This is a genomic window from Corallococcus sp. AB038B (assembly GCF_003668955.1).
Lineage (GTDB): Bacteria > Myxococcota > Myxococcia > Myxococcales > Myxococcaceae > Corallococcus > Corallococcus exiguus.
The window spans coordinates 209,246-229,576 of the sequence record NZ_RAWO01000009.1 but is presented as its reverse complement, the minus strand read 5'-3'; the positions used below and the strand labels follow the sequence as shown (position 1 = coordinate 229,576).

Below are 20,331 nucleotides of genomic sequence, written 5' to 3'. Positions count from 1 at the left end.
GCGACGCGCCCTCCACTGGCAGCGTCCCGCCCTGCTAATCTGAGGGGCATGCGATGGAGCTGGGTGGGGCTCGTTGCCGTGGTGCTCGCGTGCGCGGGCACGCGTCCGGAGTGGGAAACGCCCGGACCGGCGAATGAAGTGACATGGAAGTTCCGGGTCGTGAACCCGGAGGGACAACCTGTCCCCGGCGCGCAGGTGAAAATCTGGCGCGCGGATTTGAAGCGAGACACGGCACTGCCCGGCACGACGGACGCACACGGAACGGGACGCGTTGCGCTGAAGCCAGGCTGGTATGCCGCCGAGATCCAGGCACCCGGCTTCGTGACGACCTCGCGCACGGACATCCGGATCGCGCCGGAACCGAGGCCCCGGATGGAGCTGCCCCTGGCTCGCGCGGTGCCACTCTCAGGACGCGTGGTGGATACGGAGGGGAAGCCCGTGAGCGACGTCCGGCTCCGGTTCGTCTCTTCCCACGTCGGCGCCCCGGTCGTGCAAACCACCAGTGACGCGCAGGGCCGGTTCAACTTCCAGGGCGCGGCCGCTGGCGAGGGCCTGCTCTATTCCACCAAGCCGAAGTGGGCCTGGCGGCGGTTGAAGGTCATCACGCCCCAGCCCGAGCTCACCGTCGTGATGGGACGAGGCTCGCCATTGCTCGTGCGGGTGGTCGACACCGAGGGACGCGTCGTCCCGAACGCCACGAACCTCTTGCATCCCGTCGACCGGTGGCTCGACGTTTCGCGTGAGTCCGAGCAAACGCCTGAGGGAATGCGCTACCTGCGACTCGCGCCGCAGCGCTATCGCGTGACGGCGGGCTACGAGCCTGCCGCCGGATGCCGGTGGGATCGCGACGTGGACGTCGAGGTCCTTCCCGGACAGAAGTCCGAAGTCACGGTGAGCTTCGAAGGCGCTGCCAAGGCGGGGGCCTGGACAGGACGGGCGGTAACTCCCGACGGGGAACCGCTGGCCGGCCTGGTGCTTCGGGCCACGGCGCTCGAGTCTCCGGAGGGCAGGGGCCTCAAGGGCGAGTGCACGACCCGCACCGGCCCGGACGGGCGCTTCGAGTTGATGCATCCCCTGGCTCGGCCCCACAAGCTCGAGCTCAGGTCCACGGATGGGATCGACCAGCTCGTGGGCCTCGCGGAACAAGGTCCTTCCGGCCCGGATGGCGGGCCCGTGGTGTTCCAGCCGACGGGCCGTCTGGTGGGCCGTGTCGTCGATCCGGTTGGGAAGCCCCTGTCGCTGTACTGGATCCACAGTTGGACGGTGGCCAATCGTGAAGGCCGCTTCGCCTGGACCACGGAAACCTCGCGTCCCTACACCCTGTCCTTCGGGGCGCCGGACATGGCCTCGGTCCGCCTGCGATTCGAAGGGCACGCGCACGAGGAGCGGACGCTCCCTGACATCACGCTCGATCCCGGGCACATCGTTCAGGGTCAGGTGTTCCACGAAGATGGGCGAACCCAGGTTCCCTATGCTCGCATCGACCTGGTGGAGCCCGACGACCTGCAGATCCCGCGCGACGCATTCACCGGGGGCGGGAATGGCACGGACAAGGCCGGGCGCTTCCGTCTCGCGGGCCTGCCCCATCGCCCCGTGTTCCTCCGGGTGAACGAGGAGCAGGGCGGAACGGCCTTGCACGAGGTCGGAGCGCACGAGGACCAGGTGGAGCTGCGGTTGACCGCGGACGCGGTGCTCCAGGGTTTCGTGACGGATGGGGCGCGTGTTCCGCTCGCGGGCGTGACGGTCCGGGCGCGCTGCGAGGCCGGGCTCGATACCCGCACCACGACGGATGAAGCCGGCCACTACGTGCTGAGCGTTCCAGGGGGCCGTGAGTGCTTCGTGCACGTTTCGGAGGAGCAGGTCCGGGATGCTCCGTGGCCAAGGCCCGCACCGCTGGTCTTCTCACCCCAGCCCGTCTCGCTCTCGTCACGCGAACGCGAACGCAGGGACTTCGTCCCGAGGACTGGAGGGGGCGCGCTCCAGGTGCACTTCCCGGATTCACGCGAACGGCTGGAGACCTTCCTCGTTCCCGGCCATGTGGACATGCCGAAGACGTTCAGAGGCTTGCGAGCCCTCCAGCGCTCCGGATTCACCCGCGATCCCGCCGCGACCGAGTGGCCGTCGGACGATCCGGATGTGCCGGAGTTTCAAAACTGGCCGTGGGACCTCACCTTCAGCCAGCTGCCTCCCGGCCGCTACACCTTCTTCGCCATCGATGGCTTGTTCGGCCCGGTGGCAATGCGCGTGCCCGTGGACCTGAAGCCAGGCGAGACGCAGTCCCTCCGGCTGGGCTTTCCCGTCGACAGTGGAGAAGCGTCGCTCGAGCCCTGAAGCCCGCCTACGCCCCGTCCACCGGCAGCGTCACCACGAACGCCGCGCCGCCGCCGGATGCTTCTTCCACCCAGACGCGGCCGCGGTGCGCTTCCACGATCTGCTGCACGATGTAGAGCCCCAGTCCCAGGCCTCCCGTGCGCGCGGAGCCCTGCACCTGGGCGAAGCGCTGGAAGATGCGCTCGCGCTCGGTGGCGGGGACTCCCGGGCCGCCGTCCCGCACGGTCAGCCGCAGCTGTCCGTCCTGACGGCGCAGCGCCACGAGCACCGGCGTGCCCTGGCCGTATCTCAGCGCATTGGAAATGAGGTTGCTCAGCACCTGCTCCAGCTTGAGCCGGTCGAACCGGCACGGCGCGGGGCCCTCCACGCGCGCGTCCAGCTCCACCCCGGCCTGCTTCGCCTCGTCCCCGAAGCGCGCCACCAGGTCCTGCACCACCGGCGCCAGGTCGTCGCTCGTCAGATCGAAGTCCAGCTTGCCCGTGCGGATGCGGCTCACGTCCAGCAGGTTGTCCAACAGCGACGTCAGCCGCTTGAGCTGCCGGTCCGCCGCGTCCAGCCGCGTCGTGACCTTCTCGGAGCCCAGGGGCTCGTGGCCCTTCGACTCGGCCATGCGCCGCAGCAGGTCCACCTGCAAGCGCAGCGACGTAAGCGGCGTGCGCAGCTCGTGGCTTGCCACCGACAGGAAGTCGTCGCGCGTACGCACCGCCTCCTGCAACGCCTCTTCCGTCTCCTTCAGCGCGGTGATGTCCAGGATGGCCCCGCGCACCACCATCACCTTGCCGTTCGCGTCGCGGATGACTCGCGACCGGCTGATGAGCCAGTGCCAGGTGTTGTCCGGCCAGTGCGTGCGGAAGGTGGAGGAATACGACAGCACGTCGTTGTGGAAGATGGCCGTCACCTGCGCTTCCACCGCCGGCCGGTCATCCGGATGCAGCGACGCCAGGAACTGCTCGTGCGTCCACTCCGCCAGGGGCTGCGGGTAGCCGTAGAGCCGGTCATGCCCCTCCGAGCGGAACACCTGCCCGGTGACGAGGTTCGTCTCCCAGACCGCCATCTGCGCGGACTCCAGCGCCACCTGGAACCGCTCGCCCAGCTGGCGGAAGCGCTCCTCGGTGCGCGCGACCTCGGTCTCCGCGCGCTGACGGCGGGTGATGTCCGTGGCCAGCACCCACGTCTCGCCGCCCACCGGCCGCACGGACAACTCCAGCCAGACGCCTGACGGCAGCTCCGACAGGAAGCGCGCGGGCTCGCGCGTGGTGAGCGCGTCCAGCAGCCGCTCGTGTAACGTCGTGCCGGCCAGCATCGGCTGCGCTTCCCACGGCGTCAGGCCCTGGCAGGTGCCATACGGCAGGCCCAGCAGCGACGCGGCACGGTGGTTGAGCTCATGGATGGTTCCCTGCGCGTCGAGCGCCAGGAACGCCTCGGCCATCATCTCCCGCAGGACCTGCAAGCGGGTCTGCGCGGACATGCTGGCCTCGTCGGCCGGAACAGGGGGCTGATTCGCGTCTCGCGGCGCGCGCGCGGCGGCCGTGCCCGGTGAGGACGCATCGTCCTTGGATGCGTGGCGAACAGGTTCGAACGGACCACCGGGGAGAGGACTCATCGGGTTTGCACGCTCCCGCACGGCGCCCGCGCCCGTCAAGCGAGCGCACCGGGCGTCCGGGCCGTCTGTCAGCCCAGCGGATCCGTGAGGGGTTCAGGCATGACCCACAACTCGGTGGGCCGTGCATAGGATTTGTCGAACGCGAAGAGGATGCCGTTCCACCGATCCCAGAAGTCCGCCCAGCTGTACTCGCACGGAGGGGAGGTGAGCGGGTTTCCGTCGCGGTCCGGTTGGGCATACGCATAGTCCGCGTACGTCCAGCGCACGGTGCCGAAGTCCGTCATCAGGAAGGGTGTCAGCATCTGGAGCACGGCCGCGCGAGACACCTCGTCGGTAGGAGAACCCGCGGGCGTGAAGACAGGCTGGGCCTGGTCGTACTGTTCGCGCCACGCGACGAAGTTGGTGCCCATGGCGACGAGCGCGTCACGGCGTGCGGGCGTGGGTGCGAGCCGGGCGTCCTCGTAGAGCGCGAACGCGGCGAGGAGCAGGCTCTTCCAGTGCATGCCGGGGAAGATCAAATCCATGCGCGTGGGACGCGGCGAGTCCTCCGCGTGCGCAATGGCATAGGCATACGCCTGCTGCGCCTCCACGCTGTTGGCGTCCACCAGGGTGAACTCGGTGAGCACGCGCGCGGGCGTGATGGGCCCGGTGGCGGCGGCGCGCCAGTCCAGATACAGACGCGCCGAACCGCCGATGTCGTTGTAGATGGCGAGGTTGCCTTCGTGGAGCGTGCGCTCCAGGGTGATGACGATGGCCTCCACCTTGTCGAGCGGCGTAGCTCCCGGAGCGCTCCAGTACAGCGCGCCCATGCGCGACGCGGTGGCCAGCAGGGTGCGCCCGTCCGTGAGCGCCCCGGCGTTGAGCGCGCTCGTCAGCACGCTGAGGGCAGTGGCCGCGTCCACCGTCAGGCCTTGCGCGATGAGCTGGAGGGACAGGTCCTGGAGCCGCAGACGCAGCACGCCGTCCAGCCCCAGCCGGTCCAGCGCGTTCGTCAGCGACAGCGAAGGCTGAAGCCGCGCGGTGTTGATGAAGTGCCGCGCGAGCGCCGCGCTGTACATGCCCTTGCCGCCGGCCTGGGACGCATGCGGCGCGAAGGTGAACCAGTTGGGACGCACGCTGCTGGTGCCACCGGGTTGCAGCGTGGGGTCGATGATGCCGCCCAGCTCATACGCGATGTCGATGTAGCCCAGCGTGATGGTGCGGTTGTCCTCCAGCGGCGTGGGCGCGGACTGCGCCTGGGCGGAGGCGGAGGTCAGGACGAGCAGCGCGCCGAGGAGCGCGGCAGTGGAGCGGCGCACGTCGGTGCGAGTGGGAGTCGCCAAGGTGGGGGTCCAGGGGTGGGGGGGCTGATCGACCAAGCTAGACAGCGGGGACGCCAGTCCAAACCCCAGCCCCCGACGTGGGACTCATGCTGCGTTGAGTGGACGACCCTTTGGGCACAGGTGCGCGCGGTTGACGCGCGGGGTCAGCTCCGGACTCCCGCGAGTACACATGTCTTCCTGGGAAACCGGTGCCGTGGGCTTCACGCTCCCTTCGGGGGCGCGAAGTACGAGACGAACGGCGCCACGTCCCGGTAGCCCATGCGGCGGTAGACAGGCGCTCCGGCCTCCGTGGCATGCAGCACCGTCCGCTCCAGCCCCCACGCGTGCTTCGCCTCCTCCAGCGCGCGTCGGAGCACCGTCTCCGCGGCGCTCTTGCGGCGGTGCTCCGCGAGCGTCGCCACGAGCGCGATGTAGACAATGCCGTCCACGCGCAGCGCCACCGTGCTCGTCGCTGGCGCGCCGTCGTGGCAGCCGACGAAGGCCCGGCTCTCGGGGCCGAAGATGCCGGGAGCGGCCAGGGCTTCACGTCCCAGCGCCTGGGGTGTGTCGTAGCTCGCGGCGTTCACGTCCGCGACGGCGTTGTAGCCCCAGGTGTCGTTCACCGGCCGGAGGTCGAGCGGCGGCAGGGGCCGCACCGGCTCCAGCATCCGGTCCGCCACCATGCCCGACGTGGTCATCCCCGGCTTGAGCCCCCGCGTGGCGAGCAGCGCGTCCGCCTGCTCCCGCAGCCCCGGCGCCAGCCACTCCGGCGTCAGCGTGAAGGCCCACCCGTGCTGTCCCTGCGCGAAGTAGCTCGCGGCCGAGTCCACCGCGCGCATCAGCTCCGCCTCCGTCTCCGCGGGGCGATTGAGGAACGCCATGTTCATCAGCGACCACGTCACGTGGCCCGCGGTGATGAACACGTCCGCACGCTCCACGACCTCGCCACGGGGCAGCCCCAGCGTCATGAGCCGCCAGGCTCCACGGAACTGCGCATGCGATTCGTCGATCTCGGCTCGGGACATGAGGGCTCCAGAAGGATCCAGGAAGTCGGATTCTCCGCATTCATAGACGCTCACGTCTACGTGCGTGAGAGGAGGAGCCCTGCTAAAGCCCGTGCGCAACCCGGGTGCGAGGAGTGGGTCGCGATGACTCCAATGGAAGGGCAGTCCTGGCAGACGACCTGCCGGGTATGCGGAAGGCAGACGTGTCCGAAACCCGAGGCGGTGGCCGCCTGGATGCGCACGATGCTGGACCGCGTGCACGGCACGCAGATGCGCGGCGCGGGTCGAAGGGGACTGCGCGAGGCCCTGGCCATGGAGGGCGTGCTCATCACCACGCATCTGGAGGTGTGGTCGCGCGCGCTCAAAGGTGTGTGCCCGGACTGCATCGCGGACGTGGCTCCGGAGACGGACGCGAAGCTCCAGGATCCGGAGGCGATGCACGAGGCGGCGCTGGAGCGTTGGCGCACCTCCGCGCCGGAGTTGGTCAGCGACGCGGTGGAGTCCGCGGTGGACGACACGCTCCAGGCCGCGCGCGAGGCCGCGACCCGGAACAAGCCGACGAGCTGATCAGGCCCAGAGCTCCTGCTCCAGCGTGTCGAGCAGCGCCAGCGCGGCCTCGGGCGTGGGCAGCCCCGCCTCCGTGACGAGCGCTGAATCGAGCGGCAGCGCGACCTCCGCGCGCAGCAGGGCCACCGCGCGCTTCTGGGCCTCGCGCAGCGCGGACTGCTCCGGCGCGGACAGACGCGAGCGCGCCCACCGGTCGATGTCCCACGACAGGCCCGCGTGCCGCGTCTCGTCCTCGGCGATGCGGACCATGGCCTCGCGCACCTCCGCGTCGCGCGCATGCAGCGCCTGGTGATGGGCCACCAGCGCGCCGTACGTCTCGCGCACGCACCCCTCCACGGCGTTGTCCAACGCCACCTCGCGCAACGGGCGCAGGGGCACGGCCGCGACGGCGGGCGGCGGAGGCGTGGCCCCGTAACGGCGCGCGAGCCGTCCCGTCATCTCCGTGTGCATGACTTCATCCACCGCGCTCGCGAGCGCCGCGTCCTGGAGGGCTGCCTCCGCGCCATGCAGGGCCAGCTCCTCACGCAGTCGCAGGAAGGCGTGGATGGACGCAGCCTCCAGGTGCGCTGTCTGCGCGAAGTGGTGCCCGAGCGCGTCCTCGCAACCCCCCGCGACCGAGCCCTCCAGCCCCACGGGCCGGCGGCCCACGGAGCATGGGCCCGAGCCCTTCTCCAGCACGTGATCCTCCACCTCGCGGAGCTCGCCGTTGGCGGACACCTTGACCACGTACTGCATCAGGTTCGAGCCCTCGCCACATGTGAAGCCCTTCGTGGCCACGACGTTGAAGCCCCCGTCCAGATTCCGCTTCACCGCGCCCTGATTGAGCGTGTCGCAGCTGAGCCGGTAGCCCGCGGCGAAGGTGAGGAGCACCGCTTCCTGCGCGGTGTCCACCGCGCCCAGCAACGCCTGGAGCTCTTGCAGCGACGCCCAGGTCTTCACCTCATCGCCTCGCGTCGTCGCCAGAAAGTATCTCGAGCAGAGCTGGACGCAGTTGCCGGTGAATCCGTCGCCGGAGCTCGCCTCGGCCAAAGCTGTCTGACAAGCGGACACGTTGGTGGCGGTCGCGCACGCCTCGCCGGTGGAGGCTCGGGTCTCGAAGCCCACCGGACCCTCGCGGCCGAAGCCTGAGCTGATGCGCAGTTCGACGGAGTCCGCCGCGGGTTGGATGCTCAGGTCATCGATGGCGGGATCGCCCTGCGGCGTGCACTCGATGCCCGAGTAGCCCCGCAGGTCCGTGCTGCCGGTGCCACAGCCCGCCAGCACCAGCGGCGTCGCGAGCGAGGCCCGCAGCGCGCGAGAGAAGAGATGCCGCAATCGGTTCGTGTTCATGGATGCCTGCTCCCGTGGGACGAGGTGTCCCGCGAGCAGAGCAACTGCGATGCCATCGCAGTGCTCCCTCTGGGCGGCACCGTCCAGCAAGCGTGTCCGCGTGCTCGGAAAGCTGAGGCGTCTTCAGAAACCTGAGGCCCTAGAACGACTCCTTGAACGGTCGCAGGTCCACTTCCTGGGTCCACGCGGAACGGTGCTGCCGGTGCAGTTGCCAGTACGTCTCCGCGATGGCGTCGATGTGGAGCAGCCCGTCCTCGCCCAGCGCCTTCACCCGCTCCGGGGCCAGCGTGTGCAGGCGTTCACCATCGATGCCGCCGTCGATGAGCACGTGGGCCACATGCAGACCCTGCGGACCGAACTCGCGCGCCATGCCCTGGGAGATCATCCGCAGGCCCGCCTTCGCGGCGGCGAAGTGCGCGAAGCCCGCGCGGCCTCGAAGGCTGGCGGAGGCGCCGGTGAAGATGACGGTGCCCCGGCCCAGGGGCACCAGCCGCCGGGCCGCCTCGCGTCCAACGAGGAACCCGCCGAAGCAGCCCACCCGCCAGAAGTCCTCGAACGTCGCGGCGTCCAGGTCGCGGAAGGGGACCTGCCGGTTGTTGCCGGCGTTGAACACGACCAGGTCCACGGGGGCGAAGCCCGCTCCCGGAGCCAGGGCCCGGTCGAACAGCCGCGCGACGTCCGCCTCCCGCGTCGCGTCCGCGACCACCGCCTCGCCACTGCCACCGGAGGCCGTGAGCCCCGCGACCACCCGGTCCAACTTCTCCCGCGTGCGCCCGGCGACGAGCACGTGGTGGCCTTCCGAGGCGAACTTCCGGCACAGGGCCGCGCCCAGGCCCTGTTCAGCGCCGACGCCCACGACGACCGCGGTGGGCTTGAGAGAGGAGGTCATCGGAAAGCTCCGGGAGAGGGGACTGGCGGCATCAAACCTCCCGGGGCGCGCGGAACAAGGGCGCACCCAGCGCCGCGCCGTTGACGCCACCGTCAACGAACAGATCCTGCCCGCTCACGTAGGACGCATCGTCGGATGCGAGGAAGAGCACCGTCTTCGCGATCTCCTCCGGCCTGCCCATGCGCGCCATGGGAATGGTCGCGGACATGCCGCGCTCCATCTTCGCGAAGGCCTCCGGCGTGGGCGCGTTCTTCTCCCAGATGGGCGTGTTCGTCGCGCCAGGAGACACGACGTTGACGCGGATGCCCTTGGGGGCGAGCTCCGCCGCCAGCACGCTGCCCATCGCCTTCAGCGCGCCCTTGCTCGCCGCGTACGCGGAGTACCCCGGCATCCCCAACTCGCTGTGCACCGAGCTGGTGAGGATGATCGACGCGCCGGGCTTCAGGTGCGCCGCAGCGGCCTGCACCGTGAAGAACACGCCGGTGACGTTGGTCTGGAGCACGGACGTGAACGCTTCCTGCGTCGTCTTGCCCACGGGCGTCTGAGCCGCGACGCCCGCGTTGGCGAACACGATGTCCAGCCCGCCAAAGCGCTCCACTGTCGCCGCTACCGCATGCTCCAGCGCGGCCGGATCCGTGGCGTCCGCCTGCACCGCCAGCACGTTCGCGCCCAGCTCCTTCACCGCCGCGTCCAGCGTCTCCCGGTTGCGCCCGGTGATGGCCACCCGCGCCCCCTCCGCCACGAACAGCCGCGCCGTCGCCAGCCCGATGCCACTGTTACCGCCCGTGATCAGCGCCGTCTTTCCCTTGAGCCGCATCCGACTGCCTCCGGTTTGAGTGGTTTCATGATGAAACCAATTGCCGGATGAATAAAAGGCCCGGTTTCGTTATGCAACCAGTTGTGGAGCGGCCCTCTGGAAGGAGGCGGTGATGAAGCGGACGAGCATGGAAGGGGCGGTGTGCCCGGTGGCCCGGTCCCTGGACGTCATCGGGGACTGGTGGTCACTGCTCATCGTGCGCGATGCGCAGTACGGCCTGCGCCGCTTCGGCGAGTTCCAGAAGAGCCTGGGCGTGGCGAAGAACATCCTGGCCCAGCGTCTGAAGCACCTGGTGGACCACGGCATCCTCGAAACCCAGCCGGCGTCCGACGGTAGCGCCTGGCAGGAGTACGTGCTGACGGAGAAGGGGCAGAGCCTCTTTCCCATCCTGGTCGCGTTGGGGCAGTGGGGGCAGCAGCACTGCTTCGCGTCGGGAGAGCCCCGGACGCGAGTGCTCGACAAGGCGCACGGGCAGCCGGTGAAGCCGCTGGAGGTTCGCGCCGCGGACGGCAGGGTGCTGACGGTCCAGGACGTGCGCCTGGATCGGCCGGCCACACAAGGCTAGCGCCACCCGGAGCCGGGCTGGTTAGGGTGTGCCCATGACGCGCCCTGCATCGGATTCGTGGTCACTGCCCTGGATGGGGCTGGGGCTGAGCAGCAACCTGAGCGCCTCGGACGTGCCGCATCCGTACCGGTTGCTCGACGCCTCGCCCGGTCTCTTCGACTTCGTGGAGTACAGCGCGCCCATCGCGCTGGAGGAGGCGAAGGCCCAAGCCACGCTCTTCCCGGAGATGTGGCGCCGTCGTTCGGACGTGCCCGTCCTCTTCCATCCGGTGCACCTGAACCTGTGGGGCCCGGAGCTGGAGCCCGCGTCGGCGCTCGCGGAGCTGGATGCGCACGCGCGCGCGGTGGGCAGTCCGTGGGTGGGCAACGACGTGGGCTGGTGGCACGCGGGCGGTCAGCCCTTCCCGGGCTACCTCTACGTCACGCCGCCGTTCAACGAAGCGGGCGTGCGGGACAGCGCGGCGCACGCGCTCCACATCCAGGCGGGCTTGAGCGTGCCGCTGGTGATTGAGAACCCCGCCGTGCTCGCCACGCGCGGCGGACTGCACGCGCTGGACTTCATGGCGAAGCTGCACGCGCGCACGGGCCTGCCGCTGCTCCTGGACCTGGGCCACCTCTTCAGCCACCAGCTGTCCGCGGGACTGCCCCTGCGCACGGGGCTGGATGGCTTCCCGTTGGATCAGGTCGTGGAGATCCACATCGCGGGCGGAGTGGTGACGCGCAGGGGAGGGCGGACCTTCTACGTGGATGACCACACGCAGCCCGTGCGCGAGGAGCTGTTCGAACTGCTGGCGGAGGTGCTCCCGCGCTGCCCGCGCCTGCGCGCCGTCACCTTCGAGGGCGACGGCCATCCGCCGGAGGTGGCGCTCGCGTCGCTGCGGCGGCTGCGCGCGCTCGTCCCGAAGGAGTCCCGTCCCGCCTTCGACATCCCCGCGTCGCGCGAGCCCGTGCCGGCACTCACCGGGGACAGCCGCCCGTGGGCGCTGTTCGACGCGGGCCACGGCGTCACGCCGGCCACGGAGGACGAGGACCCCGAGGGCACGCGCGCGGACCGGGACTTCCGCCTGGCGGTGGTGGCGGAGCAGCTGGACAAGGACTGGCCCCTCACGCGCCTGCTGCTCGCCGCGACGCCGGAGGGGCTGGAGTCCTTCACCCGCTCGCGAGAGTACCGAGGCCTCTTCGATGGGCTGGGCAAGTCCCTGTCCCACGCGTTCGCGTCCTGGGCGCGCAAGCGCGTGATGGCCGCACCGTCGGACGGCGTGGCCGCCGCGCTGTCCCTGGAGATGATGCTGCCGCACGCCTTCCTCCAGACGCCGCCGGCACCAGCCCCGGGCCAGGTGGCGCTGGCCGAGGACGTCCGCCTGGGTTCCTTCCCCGCCGACCTGACGGAGCTGGTGTTCGCCACACGGGCGTTGCGGCGGCATCTCACCGGCCGTGCGTGGGCCTGCGGGGCGCTGGAGGTGTCCGGCCTGGAGGCCCTGGCGCAGGTGGCTGCCCGGCCGGGTCCGGGGCCATGGCGCTTCGCCATCCGCCGCAAGGCCATCGGCTTCGAGGTCCTGACGCTGCCCCCGGAGGTGGCCGCGGGGCTCCAGGGGCTCGCGGATGGGCCGCTTCCGGTGGAGGCCCTGCCCGGATGGCTGCTCGCGGATGGGCAGGCGCGCGGGCTCTTGCGGCGGGCATAAGGGCGGACACATGTCGGCCGGTCAACGGATCCTTGCGCCCACCTGTCTGGTGGGGTAGTGCCCGCCGCATGTCGTCACCCCTCGTCGTTGGCATCGCAGGCGGCACCGCGTCCGGCAAGACCACGGTGGCCCGCAAGGTGCGTGAGGCTCTCGCCGACTGCCGGGTCGCCTTCATTGATCAGGATTCGTACTACCGGGACCTGAAGGACATGTCCCTGGTGGACCGGCGGGAGGTGAACTTCGACCATCCCGACGCGTTCGACACGGAGCTGCTGGTCAGTCACCTGCGTGCGCTCAAGCAGGGCCAGGCCATCCAGAAGCCCGTCTACGACTTCGTCACGTCCGGACGTCAGCCGCACACGCACCGCGTGGACCCCGGGGACATCGTCCTCATCGAGGGCATCCTCGTGCTGCACATGAAGGAAGTGCGCGACGAGATGGACGTGAAGATCTACGTCGACGCGGACGACGACCTGCGCATCCTTCGCCGCCTCACCCGCGACATCAAGGACCGTGGCCGCGACTTCGACCACGTGGTGGGCCAGTACCTGCGCCACGTGCGCCCCATGCACATGGGCTTCGTGGAGCCGTCCAAGCACCACGCGGACATCATCATCCCGCACGGCGGCAACAACGACATCGCCATCGGGATGCTCGTGGGCGCGCTTCGGGCGCGGCTCGCCTCGCAGCACCAGTCGCAGCGCTAGCTAGCCGCGCAGCCAGCGCAGGAAGTCCTGCACCGGCCCCTTCAGCCGGTGCGCGTCCGACAGCAGGGTGCCGTGGTCCCCCGGCCCCTGCAGCTCCACGAACCGCGCCTGCACCCCCGCCGCCGTCAACTGGTGGTAGGTGTCCCGCACGCGGCCCGCCGGAGCCAGCGCGTCCGTCGCGCCCGCGAGCAGCAGCACCCGCGCGTGGATCTTCGAGAACGTCTCCGTCAGGTCGCAGCCCGCGTAAGCGGAGCAGAGCATCGACCACGCGATCGGATCGAACGTGTCCGCGAATGACGCGGCCTCCGCCTCCAGCGCCGCCTGCGCCGCCGCGCTGTCCGGATACGCGCTGCCCAGGTGGTCGCGGCCGTAGAGCAGCTTGAGGTAGTCCATGCGCAGCCGCGACAGCGTCCGGTTCGGGGCGCGCTCGCGCAGGGGCGGGGTGTCCTCGTTGTCGGGCGCCATGCGCAGCACCTGCGACGTGAGGCCCAGCTTCTCGCGCAGCCCCTCCGGCAGCGCCCGCGCCGCGCCCAGCACCACCACGCCGTCCGCCAGCTCCGGGAACAGCGCCGCCAGTCGCAGCGCCACCAACCCGCCCAGGCCAATCCCCACCACCGCCCGGACGCGCGTGAGCCCCAGGGCTCGCAGGAGCGCGGACACGCCGCGCGCCATGTCCAGCACGGTGAGTGGCGGCAGCGCCGTGCCCCAAGGCCTTCCGCTGTGCGGATCCGGCGTCAGCGGGGACGTGGAACCGAACGGACTGCCCAAAAGGTTGGGCACGATGACCGGCGTCACGTCCGGATCCAGCGCCTTGCCCGGACCGATCAGCTCCCGCCCCCAGCCCGAAGGTTGGTACGCACCGTTCACTTCCGTGCTCAACGCCTGGTGGGAATGGGACAGGTCGTGCAGCACCACCACCGCTTTGCCATCCGACGGTTTCCCGTAGGCCTGCCAAGCAATCTGGGGGCTTCCCAGCAGGTCCCCTTCCTCCAGTGGAAGGGGCACGGTGAACAGTTGGATTCCCTCGGCCTGGGGCACGATGATGGGGCTCATATCATTGCCTGCCCGTACGCACAGGAGCCTGTCGCTTGAAGCGCTACTTCGGAATCATCGTTGTCATCGCCCTGGTGATCGTCGCCGCCGTGGCGAGTCACCGCACCGCTTCCGCGCGGGCCACCGAGGCGGAGCGGGACGCGGACTTCCGCCGCATCCAGTCCGTCTACATGGAGCGCGTGAGCTGGATGCGCTCCAACCCGGATGAGGCTTCCTACAAGGACGAGCTGAAGTCCTTCTTCAAGGGCTACTTCGACGACGTCGACGCGCACCTGGACCGCTTTGGGGGAAACAAGAAGTTCGACAGCTATCTGGCGGAGCTGGATCAGCGCGCGGAGTCGGGGGGCGAAAAGAAGGACAACCGCGCGGGAGACCGCAAGGCCTTCTACGAGTACGCGCGCAAGCAGTTCGACTCCCTGCGGGAGGGCCGCTACCGCCCGGTGTTGTCCGCCACGGACAAGGGCATGCGCCTGGACGTGGTGTCCAACGACGTGGTGATGGTGATGGGCAAGCCGCAGATCCGCCTGCAACTGGTGCTCTGGGGCGCGCAGCGTGTGGAGAAGGACGAGGGCAAGGTGAAGAAGATGGTCACCAGCGCTTCGTTCGACACGGTGTGGAAGCTCACGGACGCGAAGGGCAAGCTGCTGGGCGAGATGCGCGGCGCCGACCCGTCGATGAAGATCGACTACCCCGAGCGCCTCATCGCCGGGTTCCCTCCGCAGATGGTGCTGGGCCACTACGACCTGGACCTGCTGCCCGCGGAGGTGGCGAAGCTGGAGATGACCATCAACGTCGCCTCGCACGCGGCGTCCGGTGGCAACGCCAACGCCACCTACGCGTGGAAGCTGGACGTGCCGTCGGAGTGGAAGCTGGGCGCCAACGAGACGTGGGAAGGCGCCACGCAGGAGGAGCGGCCGGAGGAGGACATCGACCCGGCCAAGGCCTCGGCGAAGAAGGGCGAATAGCCCTTCGTCTCCGTCACTTCACGACGGCGAAGTGGGAACCGAGCCGGTACGCGGACAGCGTGCCGGCGTCGTCCAGGAAGTACAGGTTGAGGCGCACGTCGGCCTGGAGCGCGACGAGCCCCACCCCCGCGCTCACCTCCGCGAGCACCTGACCGCCGCGAGGATCCACCGCGCGCACCACCTCTCCCGCGATGAGCGTCACGTCGCGGGCGGTGCGCGCCGGCAGCGCGCTGATCAGCGGCTCACCGGCCGCCCCCACCCGCCAGTCCACCTGCCCGGACAAGGCCACGCGAGCGGCGGCCCCGGACGCGCTCGTCACCACCACCGCGCGAGGCAGCGGCGCCAGCGCATAGGGCCCGGGGCCCAGGTGCAGCGCGCGCTCCCAGACCTTGCGTCCGCGCGCGTCCAGGCACACCAGGAACCCGTCCTGGTCACGCATCCCGGCCAGGAGCACCCGCTGGCCCACCGGCAGCGGTGTGGAGGGCAGGATGAGGTCCGGCTCGAACGTCCACTGCGCCTCGCCGGTGTGCGCGTCCGCCAGCAGCAGCGCGTGATGCGAGCCGCGTCCCAGGAGCGCCAGGAAGCGCCGGCCCCACGCCACCGGAGCCCCATGGAAGGGCAGGGGCGAGCGCAGCCGGTAGCGCACCTGACCGTCCTCCAGGTCCAGGCCGTACAGGTAGCCCGAGTCCGTGGACAGAAGCGCCCGGTGTCCCTGCGTGGCCATCCACCCGCGCTGCGTGCGCGGCGGGGCCAGGCGCCACACCTCGCGGCCCGTGGCCTCCGCGAAGGCCACCGCCGTGCGGTCCTCCGACAGGGTCAGCAGCAGCCCATCCTGGCGCAAGAGCAGCGGCCCCAGCGGGATGCCGTCATGGTCGTGCAGCCACCGCGCGCCCGAGCCCCGGCCGGTGAAGCCGTACACGCGGGTGTCGTCCGCCGCCACCGCGTGGCCATCCGCGGACGCCGCCACGCCCAGCGACGCGGCCCGCCGCCACAGCAGCGCGCCGTCCTTGCGTGAGAACGCGCCCGCCAGACCCGGCGCGCAGTACACCGGCCCGTGCCTGCCCAGGAGCAGCCGCGCCTCCTCCGGCTCCTCCAGCCCGCGCTGCTCCCACAGCTTCTCGAAGCGCAGGCGCCGCAGCTTTCCGGGCACCTTCAGCGGACGGGACTCGCCGCGCGCCGGGGAACTCTTGCGCTCGCGGGCCTCGCCCTCGGCCTCGGGCGGCTTGTGCGCGCCTCGCAGGTGCGACAGCCCCTCTCGGCAACGCTCCGCCACCTCCACGAGGTACGGGTTGGAGACCTGGACCCGGTGCGCCTCCGCGAACGCCAGGCCCAGCGCCTCCCCCAACTGGAAGAGGGCGGACAGCAGCGCCTTGGGCTCCAGCTCGAACCACGTGCCGGTGGGCCCCAGCTTCGCCCGCCGTCCGGGCAGGTCCAGCGTCAGGCGGGGACGCACGCCCGCGGGCTCGAACTCGAAGCGGGCCTCGCCCAGCTCCACGGCCCGCGCCAGCTCCACGGCCTGCCGGGACAGCTCCAGCACCGTGAGGAACGGCGGCCCTGGCGCACGCCACGCCTGCGGCCGTCCCGGCAGCGCCAGCCACACCTCACCCGCGCCCAGGAGCGGCGCCAGCTCCCCGGAGGGGCCCTTCGACGGCGCCTCGCGCGAGGCGGGGGAGATGTCCTTCAGCTCGAAGCCGAACCCCGGCACGGAGACGGGTTCAATCCGCAGCGGGGTGGGGGGAACGGGCTTTTCTTCCGCATGCGGCGCGGCCTTGCCCAGGCCCTGGAGCGCCTCGCCCAGCTTCCGGGCGGCCGTGGCGGACAGGGCCTTGGGCGCGAGCTTCGTCACGTCCTGGAGGAATCTCTGGCCGCTCTGGCGGGTGGCCTTCGTCAGCTCCTCGGCGTCCACCCGGATGGGCGGACGCAGCAGGTGGGCGGGGCGGGCGAGACTCGCCACCGAAAGTTCGATGTCCGGCCCGACGCGCCGCAACACCAACTCCAGGTGCGCCTCCGTCAGCGAAACCTGCGCCATCCGCCGCCTCCCCGCGTGCAGGGCCGCGACCGCCTCCACCAGAGCGGGGACGACCTCCGTCAGGGGCTCCTCCACCGCCCCGGACAGCAGGTTCACGCCGTCGAGCTCCAGCGCGATGGAATCGAGCGGGGAAGCCGACGGTTCGCGCTTCCAATGGTGGCCGATGCGAAGACGGGTCATTGACGTTCGTTGACAAGCCAGTTTAGCGATGGCTAGCATCCGCCGCCCATACGGACCTACATTTTTGTAACCGTTCGGAATTCTTGGGGAATACTCGATGACATTTTACGAGGCCGCGCTCCGTGTACTGGAGAGCGAAGGTCGCCCCCTGCATTTCCTTGAGATCACGGAGAAGTCCATCCAGCTGAGCCTGCTGTCCCACATCGGTAAGACGCCGGAAGTGACGATGCTGTCGCGACTGGCCGCGATGGCGCGACGGACGCGGGATCGAAAGGTGATTGTCACCGCGAAGGATACGTTCGCGCTGACGGACTGGTCGCTCTCCGAGGACGTCGAGGCACTTGCACAGACGGGCGTGATGGAGCCGCATCCGGAGGAGGAGTTGCCTCCGTTGCGGCCGGTGGAGCGTCACCCGGAGCCCCGCACGGACAACGTCCGCGCGTCGGGTCGTGGCACGGAGCGCAAGCGCCGCCGTGACGAGGGTGAAGAGGAGCGGGGTGGACGCCGCAAGCGCTTCCCGCCGCTGCCGGAGGTCGTGTTCGAGATCCTCAGCGAGGCGGAAGCCGGACTGCGCACGGATCAGCTCATCGAGCGCGCCAAGGCCAAGGAGCTGTGCGCGGAGGAGACCACGGTGGAGGCGGTGCTCACCGCCCTGCTGGAGGACAACCAGCGCCGCATCGACGCGGGCCGCCGGCCCCAGTACGCCTTCAACCAGGAGACCGGCGAGGTGTCCCTGGAGCGCGCGGGCGCGCCGAGCGAGGCGCCGCCCCTGGAGCTCCAGGCAGCCTTCGCGCAGGCCCTGGGCATCCCGCTGGAGGGGGGCCGCCCGGTGCTGGGCAAGCCCGCCGCCGCTGGGGAGCCCCTGGTGGACGAGGCCCTCATCACCACCGCGCGCACGGCCCTCAAGGACGCGCGCCGGGCGGTGGCTCGCGGGCTGCGCAAGCGCCTGGGCGACGCGGACGTGGGCACCTTCGAGAAGTCCGTGGTGAAGATGATGCACGGGCTGGGCTTCCGCGAGCTGAAGGTCGCCAAGCGCTCCAAGGAAGGCCCCCTGCTCACCGCGCGCAAGCGCGAGGGCAGCGTGGAGCTGCGCTACGCGGTCCGCATGCTCAAGGGCATGCCGGGCATCGACCGCAAGACGGTGCAGGAGCTGCGGCGCGACCTGGGCCACTACTCGGCGCAGGTGGGCCTGCTGGTGAGCGCGGGCGAGGTGCGCGGCGACGCGCGCTCGGAAGCGCAGGCCACTGGCTCGCTGGTGATGCTGTGGTGCGGGGACGCCCTGGGTGAGAAGTTCCTGGAGGCGAAGACGGCCGTCACCGTCACCCAGGTGGAGCTGTACGACATCGACGAGCGCTTCTTCGAGGCCGCGAAGCTGGACGCCGAAGAGGCCCAGCGCCGCCGCGAGGAGCGCAAGAGCGAGAAGCAGGCCCGCGAGGAGGGCGGTGGCGAAGTCGAAGTCGCCGCCACCACCGAGAAGCCGGAGCGCGCGGAGCGTCCCGAGCGGAGCGACCGTTCGGAACGTTCCGAGCGCCGCCGCGACCGTCAGCGCGAACGGGCCGAGGCCCGCGACGCTGCCCAGTCCGGCGCCGAGGACTCCGAGGCCAAGGCCTCGCCGGTGGCTCCCGCGCCGCCGGCCGCCGCCGGGTTCACGCCCGCATCGGAAGAGGACGAGTCCGAGGAGGGCGACGACGAGGGTGAGGACGAGGACCTGGAGGCCGCCAGCGCCTTCGTGGGTGGAGGCAAGGAGGGCGCCGAGGCCGGTTCCGCCGAGGGCAGCGCCTCCGAGCGCAAGCGCCGCCGCCGTCGTCGCCGGGGCCGTCGCGGCCGTGGCACGCGCGGAGCGGAGGGCACGCCCGCGGGTGAAGCCGGCGCTCCCACCGGTGAGGCCGCCGCCAGCGCGGGTGAGGCCGGTGCCACCACCGTGGCCGACGTCGCCGCCGGTGAGGGCACGGAGTCTTCGGGTGGCATCGCCGCGCCGTCTCCGGGTGGCAGCGTCACCGGTGAGACGGTCGCGCTCGCGGGCGAGTCACTGCCCGTGATGAGGGAGGTCAGCCCCTCGAACGGGGAGGCCGCCGCCACGCCGCCTGTCGTGGGCAACGCCTGGCAGGCGGGCGAAGCGGTGCAGGCTTCTCCGGAGTCCGACGAAGCCGCGCGGGCCCGGGCCGAAGCCGCGAGTGATGCGTCCGATGCGGTGACCCCGGTCGCCGCGCAGGCACTGCCTCCGGAAGAGGCTCCCGCCGACGCGTCCTCGCAGCCCGCGGAGGTCCGCGAGGTGCACGAGGCGCCGGTGGCCCCTGGGACGGACGGTTCGTCCGAGGGCAACAAGGAAGGCTGATCCCCCGCACGGAATCGGGTGCGGTGGACGCGGGAGTGTTAGCCTGTGGGGGCCATGAAGCCGGCCCTGCTGCTAACCTCCTGCGTGCTGTTTTTCGGGGCCTGCCGCTCGCAGGCCCCGCGCTATCCGGTGGCGCCGGTGGAGCTCTCCGGGACCACCCTGCGGGACAACGCCCTCCTGGGTTTCGGCCCGGAAGGTGTGCGGGACCTGTTCGATGACGCGCTGGAGTCCTCCGGCCGCTTCGAGCTGGTGGCCGACGAGTCTCCCAAGAAGGCCCGCCCCTGGCGGCTGTCGCTGGACGTGCCCTTCACCCGAGAGGTTTTGAAGGACGGCAACCCGCACAGCTTCGCGGAGGTGGGCGTCAACCTGTCCCTGGAGCGCTTTGGCAGCAACACGCCCCAGCGCTACGAGGTCGTGGGCCTGGGCGAGGCGGCGGTGGAGGTGGACTCGACGGAAGGGCGGCGGGCCGCGATGCGCAGCGCATTGGAGAACGTGCTGCGGCAGGTGACGGAGTCGGCGGTGCTGCAGCTCTCCGCGCTGGACCGCACGGACGAGGCGCTGGTGGCGGACCTCCAGGCCACCGATTCGCGCATCCGCGAGTTCGCCCTGCGGACGCTGGCTGAGCGCAAGCACCCGTCCGCCGCGCCGCTCCTGATTGAGCGCCTCAAGGACACCAGCGACGCGGAGCAGGTGCGCCGCACCATTGGCGCGCTGGCGGAGATGAAGGCGAAGAGCGCGGTGCCGGCGCTCATCGACCTGGCGCGCGGCCGCGACTCGGGCTTCCTGCAGGAAATCGTCTTCGCGGTGGGCGAGATTGGCGGCCCGGAGGCGGAGGCGTACCTGTACACGGTGGCCCAGGGCCACGACACGCCGTCGGTCCAGGCCGCCGCGCAGCAGGCGCTGGACACGCTCTACGCATCACGCAACCACGCAACCGCGGAGGCGCGTGGCCAGGGCCACGCGGACCCCTAGCGC

General features: G+C 70.7%; 16 protein-coding genes. 8 read left to right on the top strand and 8 right to left on the bottom strand.

Features of this window, described 5'->3' with window-relative positions; translation table 11 throughout:
- Positions 1-48: 48 nt before the first annotated feature.
- Complete coding sequence (locus D7Y04_RS29705; RefSeq protein ID WP_121761450.1) at positions 49-2,331, top strand: carboxypeptidase-like regulatory domain-containing protein; 2,283 nt, start codon at positions 49-51, stop codon at positions 2,329-2,331.
- A gap of 7 nt (positions 2,332-2,338) precedes the next feature.
- Here D7Y04_RS29705 and D7Y04_RS29700 read toward each other — a convergent pair whose 3' ends face one another.
- From D7Y04_RS29700 to D7Y04_RS29690, 3 genes are all read right to left on the bottom strand, one after another.
- A complete protein-coding gene (locus tag D7Y04_RS29700) occupies positions 2,339-3,799 on the bottom strand; it encodes an ATP-binding protein (protein WP_121761449.1) in 1,461 nt (486 codons plus the stop codon).
- Between the two features lie 203 nt (positions 3,800-4,002).
- Positions 4,003-5,256 (bottom strand): hypothetical protein, encoded by a 1,254-nt coding sequence (locus D7Y04_RS29695; protein WP_121761448.1) that lies wholly within the window; start codon positions 5,254-5,256, stop codon positions 4,003-4,005.
- A gap of 200 nt (positions 5,257-5,456) precedes the next feature.
- A complete protein-coding gene (locus D7Y04_RS29690; RefSeq protein ID WP_121761447.1) occupies positions 5,457-6,260 on the bottom strand; it encodes a GNAT family N-acetyltransferase in 804 nt (267 codons plus the stop codon).
- 123 nt (positions 6,261-6,383) lie between these two features.
- Here D7Y04_RS29690 and D7Y04_RS29685 point away from each other — a divergent pair, with 123 nt between their 5' ends.
- Positions 6,384-6,806, top strand: coding sequence for a hypothetical protein (locus D7Y04_RS29685; RefSeq protein WP_147477218.1), 423 nt, complete (start codon positions 6,384-6,386; stop codon positions 6,804-6,806).
- Here the strand turns inward: D7Y04_RS29685 and D7Y04_RS29680 are convergent, their stop codons facing one another.
- From D7Y04_RS29680 to D7Y04_RS29670, 3 genes are all read right to left on the bottom strand, one after another.
- Complete coding sequence (locus tag D7Y04_RS29680) at positions 6,807-8,135, bottom strand: ferritin-like domain-containing protein (RefSeq protein WP_121761445.1); 1,329 nt, start codon at positions 8,133-8,135, stop codon at positions 6,807-6,809. It lies immediately after the preceding gene.
- 139 nt (positions 8,136-8,274) lie between these two features.
- On the bottom strand, positions 8,275-9,024 hold the full coding sequence (locus D7Y04_RS29675) for an SDR family NAD(P)-dependent oxidoreductase (protein WP_121761444.1): 750 nt from the start codon (positions 9,022-9,024) through the stop codon (positions 8,275-8,277).
- Positions 9,025-9,055: 31 nt separating this feature from the next.
- A complete protein-coding gene (locus tag D7Y04_RS29670) occupies positions 9,056-9,841 on the bottom strand; it encodes an SDR family NAD(P)-dependent oxidoreductase (RefSeq protein WP_120595693.1) in 786 nt (261 codons plus the stop codon).
- A 112-nt stretch (positions 9,842-9,953) separates the two neighbouring features.
- Here D7Y04_RS29670 and D7Y04_RS29665 point away from each other — a divergent pair, with 112 nt between their 5' ends.
- The 3 genes from D7Y04_RS29665 to udk all read left to right on the top strand — a co-directional run bounded on the left by D7Y04_RS29665 (position 9,954) and on the right by udk (position 12,794).
- Entirely contained in the window at positions 9,954-10,406 is a 453-nt protein-coding gene (locus tag D7Y04_RS29665) for a helix-turn-helix domain-containing protein (RefSeq protein ID WP_121761443.1), read from the top strand.
- 34 nt (positions 10,407-10,440) lie between these two features.
- Positions 10,441-12,087: a DUF692 family multinuclear iron-containing protein gene (locus D7Y04_RS29660; RefSeq protein ID WP_121761442.1), complete on the top strand. Its 1,647-nt coding sequence runs from the start codon at positions 10,441-10,443 to the stop codon at positions 12,085-12,087.
- A gap of 68 nt (positions 12,088-12,155) precedes the next feature.
- Complete coding sequence (udk, locus tag D7Y04_RS29655) at positions 12,156-12,794, top strand: uridine kinase (RefSeq protein ID WP_120577057.1); 639 nt, start codon at positions 12,156-12,158, stop codon at positions 12,792-12,794.
- Here udk and D7Y04_RS29650 read toward each other — a convergent pair whose 3' ends face one another.
- Entirely contained in the window at positions 12,795-13,847 is a 1,053-nt protein-coding gene (locus D7Y04_RS29650; protein ID WP_216669707.1) for an alpha/beta fold hydrolase, read from the bottom strand.
- 35 nt (positions 13,848-13,882) lie between these two features.
- Here D7Y04_RS29650 and D7Y04_RS29645 point away from each other — a divergent pair, with 35 nt between their 5' ends.
- Positions 13,883-14,812, top strand: coding sequence for a hypothetical protein (locus D7Y04_RS29645; RefSeq protein WP_171809353.1), 930 nt, complete (start codon positions 13,883-13,885; stop codon positions 14,810-14,812).
- A 13-nt stretch (positions 14,813-14,825) separates the two neighbouring features.
- Here D7Y04_RS29645 and D7Y04_RS29640 read toward each other — a convergent pair whose 3' ends face one another.
- Positions 14,826-17,021: a PQQ-binding-like beta-propeller repeat protein gene (locus tag D7Y04_RS29640; RefSeq protein WP_121761441.1), complete on the bottom strand. Its 2,196-nt coding sequence runs from the start codon at positions 17,019-17,021 to the stop codon at positions 14,826-14,828.
- Positions 17,022-17,118: 97 nt separating this feature from the next.
- Here D7Y04_RS29640 and D7Y04_RS29635 point away from each other — a divergent pair, with 97 nt between their 5' ends.
- Entirely contained in the window at positions 17,119-19,356 is a 2,238-nt protein-coding gene (locus tag D7Y04_RS29635; RefSeq protein ID WP_121761440.1) for an HTH domain-containing protein, read from the top strand.
- Between the two features lie 54 nt (positions 19,357-19,410).
- Positions 19,411-20,328 carry a HEAT repeat domain-containing protein gene (locus D7Y04_RS29630; RefSeq protein ID WP_121761439.1) on the top strand — a complete coding sequence of 306 codons (918 nt, stop codon included), beginning with the start codon at positions 19,411-19,413 and terminating at the stop codon, positions 20,326-20,328.
- Positions 20,329-20,331: the final 3 nt, after the last annotated feature.